The following is a 14,512-nucleotide window of genomic DNA, read 5'->3' as shown; positions in this document are numbered from 1 at the left end:
TCATGAGTTCGCCTTGCCTTGTATAATGAGGCAAGGCGTTTTTTTGGTCGTTAAACGATTATTAAGATCGTTATTAACTTTCATACAAGTTTTAAGAAAGATGGTTTTTTATTGTTACTTTTTTCCTCCGTTGGCTAACGTTTGAAGAGTGACTCATCCAAGGAGGACAGCATATGAACCGGACAATAGTAGCCATTGCTATCGGTGCTATCTTTACGAGCATTTCAGCAGCCGTGTTGGCCAATGAAAATGATGCATCACAGAGCGACGGTCAGATGACCCAGCAGCAGGACAGCTCAACAGCCGGACAGCAGCAAAGTACGGACACTCCCCGTAATCAGGAACAGGGTGATACCGAGCGTGAAACCGGCACTCAAGGGCCTCAACAGAGCTCTGAAAGCGACGACCTGGATATGCCTGACCAGGCCGATATAGACAGCGACGATACGCAGAATGAACAAGGTGGTAACCGCTTGGAAGTTTTGAAAGATGAGGATGCCGACCAGACCACTGTTGAATAATGTAAAACCTCACCATTGTTTCTTGACGAGTCTTACTAAGTAAGCGGTGATAATATACGTGTTAATTTTTATTATAATTCATCGTTAGCTTTGCTCTTAGGCGCTTAGGTCTACTAGCTTTTTAAGTGCAAGCCAACACAAGGAGCAATATTATGAAACGGACAACACTAGCCATTGCTATTGGTGCGATTTGTGCAGGACTTTCAGGCGGCGCTCTGGCTCAAGACGCTAACCAGAACGACACTGACAATGCCGATCAAATGACGCAGCAGCAAGATGCTACGGCGCAAACGCAGCCACAAGGCACAGCAACTGACAGCCGTGCTCAGTCTCAGCCTAATGGCGACGAAACGATGGACGTTGAAGTCGACCAGGAGCCTGCTGAGGTAAAAGTTGAACAAGACTCTCCCAACATTCGAGTAGAGCAGTCAGAGCCGGACGTGACGGTCGAGCAGCCTGAACCCAACGTGACGATTGAACAGCCCGAGCCCAACGTTACCGTTGAAGACGCTGAGCCTAACGTTACTGTTGAGCAGGGTGGCGAGCCTGACGTTAACGTCGAGCAAGCCGATGATGCACAGGTCGACGTTAATAGCGATGACGATCAAGAACGCCAGCAGGCTGCCCAGGATAATCGTAACGACCAGGATGGCAATAATTCATTGATGTCTCACCCGGTTAGCGAGCTGGAAGGTATGGCCGTCATTAACCAGGATGGCGAAGAGATCGGTGATATTCAACATATCGCTCAACACAACGACTCTGGTGACCTGTTTGCCATTATCTCCGTCGGTGGTATCTGGGGCTTCGGCGCGACAGAAATCGCTTTGCCGATGGATGAAGTGGAGTTCCAGGATGAACAGCTCATCATGAATACCACGTATGGCAGTGACGAGATTGAAGCGTCCTCAGAGGATTATGTCGAGGATAATTATACGCAGGTCGATAGCGATATGACGCTATCCGAAGCGAAGCAGAATCAAAACCAATAAGCGATTTGATCGATAAGCGGCTTAGATGCTGACAGGAAGGGCAGGGCGTTCGCGCCTTGCCCTTTTTCTATTGATGGCTCTGTTATCAATACGATGTATCGCTATGCCCATCACTTCGGCCCTCAGCTGCGATCAGCACTAGCCAGGTGCGACTGTGCGTTTCGATACTTAGGCTTTTACCTCTTCCTGCTCTGCAAGGCTGGCCTTTTTGTCAGCAGATGACTCTTTGGTGGTCGCTCGCGTACTAACACCTGACGCATTGCCTTTCGCCGGTAACGTTTTGGTATGGGTGGGCGCGTCATTAAAGCTGTTTTTTAGCATTTCATTGTCGGCGCTCATATCAATGCTGCCGTGGAAAACGCTGCCATCTTCAAGCACAAGGCAGGGCGATACGATGGTGCCAGTCACTTGGGCGCCCTTGTGGATCGTTGCGCGGTGTAAAGCAATTAAATTACCTTCTACTTCGCCGGATACGTGCAAAGTATGAGCAAACACATCGCCTTTAAAATAGCTATTTGCGCCTAATGTGACGGTGTGCTGTTTGCAGGTGATAGTGCCGCTAACACGCCCTTTTACGGTCAAATCCTCATCACTATTGATGTCGCCTTCTACTTGCGTATGGCTACCGATAATGGAGGTGCTGGGGCGCGCATTGCTGCTGGTTGGCGTGCTCGATAGAAGCGTGTCACTTGAGTCTGGTGAGCTGGGCGGCGTCGTTTTTTGCTCGGCAGTTGCATTCTTGGCTTTATTAAACATCGTTAACTCCTGGTAAATGTCGGCCTGGCGCTTTTAAGACGTACGCGTTGAGCATAAAAAGTCATTGAATACTTTAATCTGCTTAACGGCTGGATAAAGCTCAGAATTAAGCCGAGTGGGGGAGGTTATTCGCGCCGCCATAAAAATAAATCGCGTATAACCTTAGTCTGGGCAAAATATTGACAGTGGCGGGACCGGTGTATGGGTATTCAAGCATGGTTTATTCTTATTGGTGTTAGCGCAATGACACTGATTGTATGGGATGGCAGGCGCCGTAAGGCAAGGCAGCGCGCTGAAGGCTCATACTCTTCAGGTGACGTGCCTCAACCGTCGCCTGCTGTCTCTCTCGTTTCTGACATCGCTGTTGAACAGTCACCACCTAAAGCCACCGTTACACCACTGGTGGCCCCGTTAAAAGAGGGCAGCCGAATTGGGGCGGCCACATCGATTACGGGGAATATCACCGCCAACGAGCCCGTGCTGGTTAAAGGGAACGTGCAGGGCAGGGTCGTCGCGTCGCAGCATTCTTTAACGGTGAATGCATCAGGGCAAGTAGCACCCTATATAGAAGGTGGTTTTGTCACCGTTGATGGCCATGTTTCAGGCACGCTGAAAGCGCATGCCAGGGCCACGCTACTGCCACAAGCAACTGTACAGGGTGTGATTGATACGCCATGTTTAGAGTGTGAGGCGGGTGCCTGGCTTCAAGCAAATGTTAGGCATCGCGCCGTTCAGCAGAACGTTACTGCGATGGTTTCCTAAGACGTTTTCCCAGAACGGGCCTCAAGACCGTTTTAAAGAGTAGGCTATTGATCGCTACGGCCTCCCGGGCCTCAGCTCTTTATCTTCATAGCCTAAGCCCAGCGTACGGCGACACCTTTTTCTATTGGGAGCTATCAGGCACTGCCCAAAACGTCACAATTGGGTAAGATGACGTTTCATTTACTGATGGCGTTTTGGCATGCAGCTCAGCTCTTTGTCTCCCCCGTTAACACTTGCGCGCCAGCGCATTGGGGTATTACTGCTGCCTGGCTTTTCCATGCTCTCACATGCCAGTGCCGTCGAGCCGCTGCTGATGGCTAATCAGCTTAGCGGCCAGGTGCTCTATCAGGTGTTTACGCTCAGTACCGATGAGCAGCCGGTGCGAAGCAGCGCTCAATTATCCTGTCATGCTGACTACACCCTGGAAGGGGCACCGCCTCATCTGGACATGGTGCTTATCTGCGCGCCTTCGCCTCTGCCCTATGCGTTACCGGCCAAACTAATGGAGTGGCTGCGCCACCAGCCAAGCCGAACGATGCTGGGCGGATTGGCGGGAGGGGCTGAGGTGTTGGCCCGCACGGGATTGCTGGAAGGCTATCGAGCGACCTTACCTTGGCAACGTTTTGCAGCCTTTTCCCAAGCGTATCCTCAGGTGGCGCTGTCGCAACAGCTTTTTGAGATCGACCGCAACCGGATCACTTGTGCCAGCGGTACGGCGGCCATGGACATGATGCTGACGCTGGTGCGCCAACAGCAGAACAATCATCTGGTTGAACAGGTGTCAGAGCACTTTATGTGTGAGCGAATTCGCATGGCCGATGAGCGCCAACATGTGCCGCTGCGCCACCGCTTGGGTCACGCCCCGCAGAGCCTGGTAGACGCTGTGACGCTGATGGAAGCCAACATAGAAGAGCCGCTTTCGACCCTGGAGCTGGCTGAGCATTTAGGCATTTCCCGCCGCCAGTTGGAGCGCCTGTTTAAAAAATATCTTCAGGCGGTGCCTAGCCGCTATTACCTCAATTTGCGTTTGCAGGATGCCCGTAAACAGTTGCGTGAAAGTGATCGCTCGGTAGGCGATATCGCGTTTGCGACGGGGTTTTCCTCGGCGGCTCATTTCTCAACGGCTTACCGCAATCATTTTGGATTAACCCCACGGGAAGAGCGTTTGAGCTGATGCACGCCCACGTCGCAAAACCTGCAGTAACGCATTAGCACCAGAGACCTCCCTTCAGAAATAATCTGAAATATGGGCAGCATTACATAATTTACCGTCACATTACTGAAAGCGGGTGAGCTTGCTCGCCCCGTATACTGATATAACTGATTGACTCAACGAGAGGGACTGACCCATGAGCACGACCCCAACCCGGCAGGATTTTGATCACTACATGACTCCCAACTATGCGCCGCAGCAGATTATTCCGGTGCGCGGAGAAGGCAGCCGCTTGTGGGATCAGCAGGGGCGTGAATATATTGATTTTGCGGGCGGTATCGCGGTGAACTCGCTGGGTCATTGCCATCCCGTGTTGGTGAATGCCTTAAAAGAGCAGGGGGAAAAACTTTGGCATCTCTCCAATATCTATACCAATGAACCCGCGCTTAAGCTGGCTAAAAAGTTGGTTGAACGGACCTTCGCTGACAAGGTGTACTTGTGCTCTTCTGGCGGTGAAGCCAACGAGGCCGCACTGAAGCTGGCGCGCCGTTACGCGGTAGACCATTACGGCGAAAAGAAAGACAAGATCATCTCCTTCAACCAATCCTTCCATGGCCGCACGCTGTTTACCGTGAGCGTGGGTGGTCAGCCCAAGTACTCCCAGGGGTTTGGTCCAGTGCCTGGCGGTATTTTGCACGCTGAGTTTAATGATCTTGACAGTGTGCGCGCTCTAATGGGCGATGACACGTGTGCGGTGATGGTCGAACCCATGCAGGGTGAAGGTGGTATTTTGCCCGCGACGCCCGAGTTTCTAGACGGCCTGCGCGAGCTGTGCGATCAGCACAATGCGCTGCTGGTATTTGATGAAGTGCAAACCGGGGTTGGCCGTTGCGGTACGTTGTATGCCTATGAGCGTTATGGCGTAACGCCCGATATTCTCACCAGTGCCAAGTCGCTGGGTGGCGGCTTCCCGGTTGGCGCGATGCTGGCAACTGACAGCGTCGCCAAATCCCTCGCGTTTGGAACCCATGGTTCTACCTACGGCGGTAATGCCTTGGGCTCCGCGATTGCGTTGGCTGCGCTGGAATTTATCGATACGCCAGACGTACTGGAAGGCATTCAAAAGCGCCACGACCTGTTCCGTGAGCAGTTGGAAACCATTAATCGCAAGCATGGCGTGTTTAAAGAAATTCGTGGCATGGGACTGTTGATAGGTGCCCAGATGTCGGACGCCTATGAAGGCCGCGCCAAGGATATTCTGCCGCTGGCCATCGAAGAAGGCGTAATGGCACTGATTGCAGGTCCTAACGTGCTTCGCCTGGCGCCTTCACTGGTGGTGCCGGAGGCAGACATTGCTGAAGGTATGGCCCGTTTGGAGCGTGCGATTGAGCGCCTTGTTGCCAACGCATGAATTCGACCACGGCGACATTGAGAGAGGGGGCGTCAAGCATGCTGGTCATTCGTCCGGTAAAAATGGCGGATCTCGAAGCGCTGGTCGTGTTGGCAGAGCATGCGACGCCCAAGCTTACCAACCTGCCCGCTAACCGCGAACGTTTAGAGGAGCGCATTGAGCGCTCCCTGGCGGCGTTTAATGATGAGATCGAGTTTCCGGGTAACGAGCACTACACCTTTGTGCTTGAAAATAGCGCGCTGGTGGATGAGGCGGGGCATGGTGAAATACTGGGAACGGCCACTATTCGTGCCCAGGCGGGCGCCAATGAGGCCTACTACACCTACCGCCAGGAAACGTTGATTCATGCATCTCAACAGCTCAACGTACGTCGCGAAGTACAAACCCTGGCGCTCTCTCATGAAGTTTCTGACGCTACGCTGCTGTGCGCGTATTCACTAAATCCGCGTTACAAGGGGACCAGCGCCGAAAGCCTGTTGCGGCGTGCTCGGCTGATGTTTATTGCCCAGTACCCCGAGCGCTTTTCGCGCATATTGGCCGTGGCGTTTCCCGGTTACCTGGATGCGCAGAACGAATCGCCCTTTTGGGAAAGTGTGGGCCACCACTTTTTTGCGCGCAGTTTTCACGATATCAACCACATCGCAGGTGTGCGCTCTAAAAGCTTTATTGCCGAGGTGATGCCTCAGTTCCCGCTCTATTTGCCGCTGTTGACGCCACCGGCCCGGGCGGCGATTGGCCGGGAGCATCCTGCGCATGAAGAAGCTTTGCAGGAGATGCTTGCCGAAGGCTTCGTGCGCTCGCGCCATGTGGACATTTTCGACGCGGGGCCGCTTGTGAAAGCCGAACGCGAGCGTTTGGCGACATTCAACCGTGCCGCTTGGCATCCGGTACGCCTTCGCCCGGACGAAACGCTTCCCGATGCCGAACCTGCCTTGATCGCTAATCAGGCGCTGGGTGATTTTCGCTGCATTGTCGCCCGTTACGCGCTTTCAGCCACTGGGCAACTGATGCTTTCAGAGGCGGATGCCAAACGCTTGGGAGTAGAGGAGGGGCGAGCTGTATTTGCCGCACCACTTACTCTGCCCAGCGCGGTGGATGCCTTTGATGAAGGAGAAATATGATGCGCATTCGTCCTATCGCCCGTGCAGATGTTGATGGGTTGCTGGCGCTTGCGCAGCAGGCGGGCGTGGGCTTTACCTCGCTGCCCAATAACCGAGAATTTCTGGCAGAAAAAATTGAAACGTCTGTCCGCGCGTTTGAAGAGCGTACCCCGGTTAACAATCGGCTCTACTTCTTTGTGCTGGAAGATGAGGCTAATGGCGAGCTGGCCGGCTGCTGTGCCATTGAAGGCCAGGTAGGGCACGAAGTGCCTTTTTATAACTATCGGTTGGGTACGTTGGCGCACTCGTCGGTACAGCTGGATTTACACCGCACCATCGATACGCTGTTTTTAAGCTCTGACCATACCGGCGATGCCGAAGTCTGCTCACTGTTTTTGCGCCCGGAATACCGGGGTGAGGCCAATAAACACCTGCGTAACGGTGCGCTGCTCTCCAAGGCGCGCTGGCTGTTTATTGCACAGTTTCGTGATCGTTTTCCTGAGAAAGTGCTCGCTGAAATGCGCGGCGTGTTCGATGAGCAGAACCGCAGCCCCTTCTGGGAGAGCCTGGGAAAACACTTTTTTCCCATGGATTTCAGTGAAGCCGACCGCTTGACCGGTCTTGGGCAGAAAAGCTTTATCGGTGAATTAATGCCGCGCTTTCCCATTTACACCACGTTTATGGCCGAGGAGGCGCGCGCGTGTATTGGTCAAGTGCATCGGCATACCCGGCCTGCGCTTGAAATGCTTAAAAAAGAGGGGCTGCGCTGGGAAGGCTATATCGATATTTTTGACGGTGGCCCGACGGTTGAAGCCTATATCGACGATGTGCGGGCTGTGCGCAATTCGCAGCTATATCACGTTGAAGTATCGACCAAGGCACCTGATGAGAGCGTTAGCCGCTGGTTGGCTGCGACCACCACCATGCAGGCCTTTACCGCCGCGTGGATAGGCCGTGCACCCACCCGCGATACGATTGTTTTAAGCCACACAGAAGCTGAGCGCCTAGGGGTTACCACAGGTGATGCCGTGCGGCTTCTGGAAACCTGAACAGGTAGGAGAGCATGATGCACGCCCAACAACAGCAGCTTATCAACGGCGCCTGGGTGAATGGCGCTGCAGCATCGTTTAGTAAGTTTGACCCCGTCTCAGGCGGGCTGCTCTGGCAAGGGGCATCAGCCAGTGATACGCAGGTTGAAGAAGCGGTAGCCGCTGCGCGTAAGGAGTTTCCAGAATGGGCAAAAACGCCCTTTAGCGAACGCCAGGCGTTGGTTGAGCGTTTTGCTGAGGTACTTAAATCGCGCAGTGAAGCGCTGGCTGTCGCCATTGCCTCTGAAACCGGCAAGCCGCTTTGGGAGGCGCGTACGGAAGCGGGCGCTATGGTGGGGAAAATAGCGCTCTCGCTCAAGGCGTACAAGGAGCGCACCGGCGAGCGCGAAAAAGCTGTAGGCAGTGCCAAAGCGGTGCTGCGCCACCGTCCGCATGGCGTGATGGCGGTGTTTGGCCCCTATAACTTCCCGGGCCACTTGCCTAATGGCCACATGGTGCCGGCTCTCTTGGCAGGTAACACGGTGGTCTTCAAACCGAGCGATCAAACACCGCTAACCGCGGACTTGGCGCTGCAGTGCTGGCAAGAAGCCGGGCTGCCTGCTGGCGTCATCAATCTTGTTCAAGGCGGTGTGCCGGTGGGGCAGGCACTCTCTGCACACCCTGGGATCGATGGCCTGCTGTTTACCGGCAGTGCAAAGGTTGGCGGCATGCTGCAACAGCAGTTTGCCGGGCAGCTGGATAAAATCCTCGCGCTGGAGCTTGGGGGCAACAATCCGCTGGTGGTCAAGGACGTGGATGATGAGCGCGCCGCCGTGCTGGCCATTTTGCAATCCGCCTTTCTGTCTGGCGGCCAGCGCTGCACTTGTGCACGCCGTTTAATCGTACCCCAGGGCGAGGTTGGCGACCGGCTAATTGACGCGCTTTCCGAAGCGATTGCCAGGCTTCATGTGGCCGGGCAGTTTGATGAGTCGCCCACACCGTTTTACGGCGGCCTGGTGAGTGTGGCGGCGGCTGATGGCCTGCTAAAAGCACAGGATGCGCTGGAGGCGTTGGGTGGCACGGTGATTAACCGTATGCAGCGTGTTAAAGACAATACCAGTCTGCTCACGCCTGCGTTAATCGACGTGACGGGCCTGGAAGTGCCTGACGAGGAGTACTTTGGCCCGTTATTGAAGGTGCACCGTTACCACGATTGGGACGAGGCGTTAACGCTTGCCAATAACACGCGCTATGGCCTCTCGGCGGGTTTGATTGGCGGCGAAAAGGCCGACTGGGACGATTTTCTGTTGCGCATCCGTGCGGGTATTGTGAACTGGAATCGCCAGACTACCGGGGCTTCGGGTGATGCGCCGTTCGGCGGCGTCGGCGACAGCGGCAACCATCGCCCCAGCGCGTACTATGCGGCGGACTACTGCGCCTATCCGGTGGCTTCCATGGAAGCCGAGGCGTTGGAGATGCCCGATACTCTGCCGCCGGGAGTTAGTCTGTGAGAATACCTGTGATCAGTAACGTTAGGGAAGTCAATTTCGACGGCCTGGTAGGCCCGACGCATAACTACTCAGGGCTCGCCGTAGGCAATGTGGCTTCCATGAGCCACGGCGGCCTTGAGTCCAATCCTAAAGAGGGGGCGCTACAAGGGCTTTTAAAAATGAAATCCTTGATGGAGGCAGGCTACGCCCAAGGTGTTCTGCCGCCTCAGCAGCGCCCGGATATCGGCGCGCTGCGCGACTTGGGTTTTAGCGGCAGCAATCATGATGTGCTGGCCCGTGCTGCCGCCGATGCACCGCAGCTGTTGCGGGCCGTTTGCTCGGCTTCCAGCATGTGGACGGCCAATGCGGGCACCGTTACCCCCAGCATCGACGCGCCGGACCGCCGGGTGCACTTCACTCCGGCCAACCTGCAATCAAGCTTTCATCGCTTTCTTGAGCCGCAAACCACGGGCCGTGTGCTGCAAGCCATTTTTCACAGCGAACAGCACTTCGCCCACCACCCAGTGCTGCCCGCCACGCCGGCGTTTTCCGATGAAGGTGCTGCCAATCATACTCGCCTGTGTGGTGAGTACGGTGAGCCGGGCGTTCATCTGTTTGTGTATGGCCGCCAAGCGTTTGGTGACGTGCGTAGCGGCGAGCGCGAGCCTGTTCGTTACCCCGCCCGCCAAACGTTGGAAGCCAGCCAAGCGGTAGCCCGCCAGCATGGGCTTGTTGAGTCGCAAACGGTATTTGCTCAGCAGCATCCGGACGCTATTGATGCGGGCGTATTTCATAACGACGTCATCGCCGTGGGCAACGGCCCCGTGCTGCTATATCACGAAATGGCTTTCCTGGACGAAGAGGGCACGCTCGACGAGCTGCGCCGCAAGATGACGACGCCCTTGATTCCTGTCCGCGTACCCATCGAAGCAGTGAGCCTGGAAGATGCAGTGGCGTCGTACCTGTTTAACTCGCAGCTGCTTTCCAACCCTGATGGCACCATGACGCTAGTCGTGCCCAGCGAATGTCAGGAACGTGAAGCCGTCTGGCGCACCGTTCAAGACTACCTGCTGGCAGGCAATAACCCCATCAGTGACGTGGTGGTGAAAGACGTCAAGCAAAGTATGCGCAACGGCGGCGGCCCCGCCTGCCTGCGCCTGCGCGTTGCTCTTTCAGAAGCCGAGCGCGCAGCACTGACCGGCCGCGTATTGCTCACCAATGATCTTTACGAAGACCTTACTGCTTGGGTCAACCGCCACTACCGGGATCGCTTGGCACCTGATGACCTCGCTGATCCGCAGTTGGCAGAAGAGTCGCTCAGCGCACTGGATGAGTTAACGCAGCTTCTGCAAATAGGGTCGGTTTACCCGTTTCAGTTGGGGTAGGGGGTAAGGCAGAAATAAAGTAGAGCGTCAGGCATTACCCTGACGTTAGCCTGTCAGAGGTGAGCCGATGCAGCGCTCAAAAATGGATGCTAACGGTTGATAGTCGCAATAGTAGCTGGCGATATTGGCCGCTATCCATTCATTCTGCTCGAGTGGGTGCCATGAAAGGTGATAGCCACAGTTGATGATGAGATGTTCAAAGAGTAATCGCTGTGCGCGACCGTTACCTTCTCTAAAGGGATGAACAACGTTTAAATCACCATACAATTCAGCGCACGCCGGTATGAGTTCTGCTTTCTCAAGCTGAATAAAATAATCGTGTTCTGCAAGTTTGGTAAACAGCTTTTCAGCTTCGGGAATGATGCGATTAACGTGGCAAAATCGCGTATCGCCTTTGGCTATATCAATAGTGCGCACACTACCTGCCCAATCATAGAGGTCATGGAATAGCTGATGATGAAGGTGTTTCAAGTACGCAAAATTATAGGGTGGCTGCAAAAACTCAATGCTATCCGCGTTAATAAGCGATAGATCGCGCTCCGCTTCTTCAAGCTCAGCCGTGTCGGAAATGTCCAGCTTATTACGCAAGATATCAGTGCCGGGATAGCAATAAGGGTCTTGGCCGACGCCGTACTTATCCATTAGCAATTTTTATATTTTGTATATTTAACTAATACATCGGTTTTATTGGTTTTAGACGCCTGAGAATCAACGATAATCCCTTCCAGTGCCATGCTCGCCTGGTAATTTGAACGCCTGACCTGTGCATAATAGCGGCGCTTTGCTTCCAAAGAGACGTTGTTCATACTCCCTCCTTCGTTATTTATCTACGCTACTGCCTAGTATAGCGGATTAAGGGGGCGGTTCTCACCTTAACAGCGGAGTCATATTGTAAACCGCTGGCAACGTAATGATTTATGATGTCAGCTTCTCCAGGAACAACATTCGCAACAGGTGCCGACAGGAGCGCCGGGAGTAAATATGGAGCCGCTCATTCAGCCGACTAACAATAAGGATTATGCAGAGCAACTGATCCGCCAGAATATGTCCGGCTACTATGAACAGCTGGATATGCACTGGGACAGCGCTTTGTTTGAAAATGAGTGGCGCACCCTAGAGAGCTATCAGTTGGTCATCAATACGCACCCGGTGGGCTTGCTGTGTATCAACTAGGCTACCGAGGCTTGCTATATTCGCGAGCTGCAAATCGCGCCGCAGTGGCAGCGTCAGGGTTTTGGTACGGCAGCCATTCACCATATGGTACACAGGGCGCGGCAATCGAATATCGATACGCTGCGCCTTCGGGTGTTCTGCATTAATCCTGCCGTCGCGCTCTATGAACGCATGGGCTTTCACATTCGTAAAACGGAAGGCAATACTCACTACATGGAACGGCGTATTGTTTAAGTGATACCTGCCAGATATGCCTTTGTTTATTTAGGAAATTTGCCTGGCTTTGCCGATGTTAAGCAGAGCGATACCTGTGCCTATCAGCAGGGCGCCGGGTAGTAAGCCCTCCGGCGCGGCTTCTCCTTGGAGCACTATCGCCACCGGAACGCCAACCACGGCGCCGACGGAACCCAACAGGCTGAGAAGCACTGGCCCGCCGGTTTTCTGAAGCAGGAATAGCAGTAAAAACTGGCCTGCAAATACCATTGATTGAAGGGCAATTAGGAGAAGTGGAAGGCGTTGCCCACTTGGAATACCAAGCGAAAATCCAGGCAGCAGGCTGACGCTGAACAGAAGGGCTGCCGCAGCGACTAGCATACCGGGCGCAAGAGCGTCGCCTGAGACACCCGCTGGCCAGCGCAACGTTCGGTAAAGATTGCCGATGGCCAACAGTACCGGCCCCGCCAACGCCAGCAAAATCCACACATAGTCGGCATCAGGCGCGGAAAGTTTGTGAGCTGCCAAAGTGACGGCGCCCGCAAGCGCTGACATAACGCCTATCGCCCGCGTCATCTGAAAGCGTTCCAGCTTTACTATCAGCGCACCAACGTAGGTAAGCAACGGCGGCAATGTAATCACAAGGGCGACAAAACCTGCGCCAATATGCGGAATGGCCGAGAAGAAAATCAGGTTAGAACCCGCCACGCCGATAAAGGCCGAAACCAGGTAATACTCAAGCGTACGACCCGTGACAGGCGGCAAATTGCTGCGTAGTGCTGCTACGACCAGCAGAATTAAAGCCGCGCCAGTAATCGACCAAAATAGAAAGGCGAGAGGCGACAGCTGCGCATCACCGGCCAGTTTGGCCACGTTGGTCGAAAGTCCCAGCAGCGCGCCACCTGCCAAAAGATAGATAAATGCGGCAAGTCGCTTCTGTTTGGGAAGTGCCCCTGATCTTGCCTTGGATGGTTGCATAGTGTGGCTCTTGTGGTTGATCTTTAATATGATTCTCAAAATAGCTTGACGTCAAGGTATATGGCTTTTTACCTTGACGTCAAGCTAAAAAGCGGTAAGCATGAACCCCATGGATCATGTCGATAAAATACTCACACAGTGGCAGCAACAGCGGCCCGACTTGAACGTGGCCCCAATGGGCACGCTGGGCCGACTCAAACGACTGAATCATAGCGTGATGCGGCGCATGGAGCAGACGTGGGCGGCGTACGGCCTTAACGACTCAAGCTTTGACGTACTGGCCACGCTGCGCCGTGAAGGCCCACCTTACGCGCTTTCTCCCAGCGACTTAATGGCCTCCACCATGGTGACGTCCGGCACCATGACACATCGGCTTCAGCAGTTGGAAAAAGCGGAGTTGATTGAGCGTGTCAAAAACCCCGCCGACGGGCGAGGATTTCTGATTTCGCTATCTGAGAAAGGGTTTGCGTTAATTGATGAAGCCGTTGCTGCTCATGTGGCGACACAGGAAGAGCTGGTCAGTGGTTTGAGTGATGACCAGCGGGCGCAGCTTGATGAACTGCTCAAGCAGTTTTTGGCAGGGCTTGAGCCAATATAAGGCGTATTAGCTGTTTGGTTAGTCTGTCTGCTCGCGCACTGCTTCCGTTATCGCTTTCATGAAAACCTGCACTCTGGCCGCATAGCGCAAATCGGGGTGAGTCAGGAACCAGAGCTGGGTAGTCAGTTCTTCCACTGGCTTGGTAAGCCTGATTAGCTCCTCGTCACTATCCCCAAGGTAGCAAGGAAGTACCGCGATACCTGCTCCCTGACGCACTGCCAGTTGTATTCCCAGCATGCTATCTAATTTGTAGCCCGTGCTTTTACCCATCATCCATTTTTCGAGCGTTGCGTCGCCCATATGCGTATCTGGCCCTATCCAGCTTTCACCGTCGAGCGATGTAGGATCCAGCGGTACAGGTGCCATTTGCCAACGGTTTTTCTGGCCGTAAATGGCTAAGCGGATATCGCTTAGCTTGCGGCCTACAAGAGTTTCCGGTGGGCTGAGTGTCGGTCGAATGGCAATGTCCGCTTCTCTTCGCGATAGGCTTTGCAACTGGTTTGAGATCACCACTTCCAGCGTAATATCAGGATACTGTTGACGAAACTTTGTTAATAGAGGGCATAGCCATCCTGCAAAAAGCGTGTCGGTAGTGGTGATGCGAAGGCTTCCACAAAGCTTCAGATCTTGCCCAATAAGGCGGCGTTCAGCGCTATCAACCTCTATTTGAACACACGTTGCCGTTGCCGCCAGATCTTCTCCTGCCAGTGTCGGGGTATAGCCATGCCGATGACGCTCAAACAAAGTGACGTTCAGGCGTTTTTCAATCGCGTTGAGACGGCGAAATACGGTGGCGTGGCTGATACGCAGGTGCCGGCTGGCGCCGGATAAAGAGCCTGTTTGAGCGATAGCCAATATCACTTGAAGATCGTCCCACTTTAGCTGCTGTTCATTCATGCAAAGTTAATTCTCATAATTAGGGGGTTTTTGAGCAAATATGAACAGGGTAGCC

The 14,512-nt window shown here is 54.1% G+C and carries 17 protein-coding genes; 12 read left to right on the top strand and 5 right to left on the bottom strand.

The window, feature by feature from the left end; genetic code table 11:
• Nucleotides 1-173: 173 nt before the first annotated feature.
• Nucleotides 174-521 carry a hypothetical protein gene (locus tag ACT3TJ_RS04580; protein WP_441678889.1) on the top strand — a complete coding sequence of 116 codons (348 nt, stop codon included), beginning with the start codon at nucleotides 174-176 and terminating at the stop codon, nucleotides 519-521.
• A gap of 152 nt (nucleotides 522-673) precedes the next feature.
• The gene (locus ACT3TJ_RS04575) at nucleotides 674-1,513 is read left to right on the top strand and encodes a PRC-barrel domain-containing protein (RefSeq protein WP_172117255.1); all 840 of its coding nucleotides are present in this window, start codon (nucleotides 674-676) and stop codon (nucleotides 1,511-1,513) included.
• Between the two features lie 168 nt (nucleotides 1,514-1,681).
• Here the strand turns inward: ACT3TJ_RS04575 and ACT3TJ_RS04570 are convergent, their stop codons facing one another.
• A complete protein-coding gene (locus ACT3TJ_RS04570) occupies nucleotides 1,682-2,269 on the bottom strand; it encodes a bactofilin family protein (protein WP_172117254.1) in 588 nt (195 codons plus the stop codon).
• Nucleotides 2,270-2,470: 201 nt separating this feature from the next.
• Between ACT3TJ_RS04570 and ACT3TJ_RS04565 the strand changes: the two genes are divergently transcribed.
• The 7 genes from ACT3TJ_RS04565 (at nucleotide 2,471) to astB (ending at nucleotide 10,598) form a co-directional block, all read left to right on the top strand.
• Nucleotides 2,471-3,031 (top strand): bactofilin family protein, encoded by a 561-nt coding sequence (locus ACT3TJ_RS04565; protein WP_444622555.1) that lies wholly within the window; start codon nucleotides 2,471-2,473, stop codon nucleotides 3,029-3,031.
• A gap of 199 nt (nucleotides 3,032-3,230) precedes the next feature.
• Nucleotides 3,231-4,205, top strand: coding sequence for a GlxA family transcriptional regulator (locus ACT3TJ_RS04560; protein ID WP_193054780.1), 975 nt, complete (start codon nucleotides 3,231-3,233; stop codon nucleotides 4,203-4,205).
• Nucleotides 4,206-4,380: 175 nt separating this feature from the next.
• The gene (locus ACT3TJ_RS04555; protein ID WP_193054781.1) at nucleotides 4,381-5,595 is read left to right on the top strand and encodes an aspartate aminotransferase family protein; all 1,215 of its coding nucleotides are present in this window, start codon (nucleotides 4,381-4,383) and stop codon (nucleotides 5,593-5,595) included.
• Nucleotides 5,596-5,633: 38 nt separating this feature from the next.
• Nucleotides 5,634-6,716, top strand: a complete 1,083-nt coding sequence (locus ACT3TJ_RS04550; RefSeq protein ID WP_193054782.1) for an arginine N-succinyltransferase — start codon at nucleotides 5,634-5,636, stop codon at nucleotides 6,714-6,716.
• On the top strand, nucleotides 6,716-7,744 hold the full coding sequence (gene astA, locus ACT3TJ_RS04545) for an arginine N-succinyltransferase (protein WP_087106373.1): 1,029 nt from the start codon (nucleotides 6,716-6,718) through the stop codon (nucleotides 7,742-7,744). Before ACT3TJ_RS04550 ends, astA begins: the two co-directional genes overlap by 1 nt.
• Nucleotides 7,745-7,761: 17 nt before the next feature.
• Nucleotides 7,762-9,234 (top strand): succinylglutamate-semialdehyde dehydrogenase, encoded by a 1,473-nt coding sequence (gene astD, locus ACT3TJ_RS04540; RefSeq protein ID WP_193054863.1) that lies wholly within the window; start codon nucleotides 7,762-7,764, stop codon nucleotides 9,232-9,234.
• Nucleotides 9,231-10,598, top strand: a complete 1,368-nt coding sequence (astB, locus tag ACT3TJ_RS04535; RefSeq protein ID WP_287077661.1) for an N-succinylarginine dihydrolase — start codon at nucleotides 9,231-9,233, stop codon at nucleotides 10,596-10,598. Before astD ends, astB begins: the two co-directional genes overlap by 4 nt.
• 45 nt (nucleotides 10,599-10,643) lie before the next feature.
• Here astB and ACT3TJ_RS04530 read toward each other — a convergent pair whose 3' ends face one another.
• Both ACT3TJ_RS04530 and ACT3TJ_RS04525 read right to left on the bottom strand, forming a co-directional pair.
• The gene (locus ACT3TJ_RS04530) at nucleotides 10,644-11,240 is read right to left on the bottom strand and encodes a putative adenosine monophosphate-protein transferase Fic (protein ID WP_193054783.1); all 597 of its coding nucleotides are present in this window, start codon (nucleotides 11,238-11,240) and stop codon (nucleotides 10,644-10,646) included.
• On the bottom strand, nucleotides 11,240-11,404 hold the full coding sequence (locus ACT3TJ_RS04525; protein ID WP_193054784.1) for a YhfG family protein: 165 nt from the start codon (nucleotides 11,402-11,404) through the stop codon (nucleotides 11,240-11,242). Before ACT3TJ_RS04525 ends, ACT3TJ_RS04530 begins: the two co-directional genes overlap by 1 nt.
• Nucleotides 11,405-11,579: 175 nt before the next feature.
• On the opposite strand from ACT3TJ_RS04525, the gene ACT3TJ_RS04520 reads away from it, so the two are divergent.
• The gene (locus tag ACT3TJ_RS04520) at nucleotides 11,580-11,771 is read left to right on the top strand and encodes a hypothetical protein (RefSeq protein ID WP_444665480.1); all 192 of its coding nucleotides are present in this window, start codon (nucleotides 11,580-11,582) and stop codon (nucleotides 11,769-11,771) included.
• Nucleotides 11,772-11,789: 18 nt separating this feature from the next.
• Complete coding sequence (locus ACT3TJ_RS04515) at nucleotides 11,790-12,005, top strand: GNAT family N-acetyltransferase (protein WP_444665481.1); 216 nt, start codon at nucleotides 11,790-11,792, stop codon at nucleotides 12,003-12,005.
• 30 nt (nucleotides 12,006-12,035) lie between these two features.
• On the opposite strand, the gene ACT3TJ_RS04510 is transcribed toward ACT3TJ_RS04515, so the two are convergent.
• Complete coding sequence (locus tag ACT3TJ_RS04510) at nucleotides 12,036-12,962, bottom strand: DMT family transporter (protein WP_193054786.1); 927 nt, start codon at nucleotides 12,960-12,962, stop codon at nucleotides 12,036-12,038.
• A gap of 100 nt (nucleotides 12,963-13,062) precedes the next feature.
• Here ACT3TJ_RS04510 and ACT3TJ_RS04505 point away from each other — a divergent pair, with 100 nt between their 5' ends.
• Nucleotides 13,063-13,560 carry a MarR family winged helix-turn-helix transcriptional regulator gene (locus ACT3TJ_RS04505; RefSeq protein WP_319022151.1) on the top strand — a complete coding sequence of 166 codons (498 nt, stop codon included), beginning with the start codon at nucleotides 13,063-13,065 and terminating at the stop codon, nucleotides 13,558-13,560.
• 18 nt (nucleotides 13,561-13,578) lie between these two features.
• On the opposite strand, the gene ACT3TJ_RS04500 is transcribed toward ACT3TJ_RS04505, so the two are convergent.
• On the bottom strand, nucleotides 13,579-14,457 hold the full coding sequence (locus ACT3TJ_RS04500; protein ID WP_193054787.1) for a LysR family transcriptional regulator: 879 nt from the start codon (nucleotides 14,455-14,457) through the stop codon (nucleotides 13,579-13,581).
• Between the last annotated feature and the right edge of the window lie 55 nt (nucleotides 14,458-14,512).

Source organism: Halomonas sp. AOP30-A1-24 (assembly GCF_052378165.1).
GTDB classification, from domain to species: domain Bacteria; phylum Pseudomonadota; class Gammaproteobacteria; order Pseudomonadales; family Halomonadaceae; genus Vreelandella; species Vreelandella citrativorans.
Note: the sequence above shows the minus strand (reverse complement) of the source record. Positions and strands in the feature narration are given on the sequence as shown.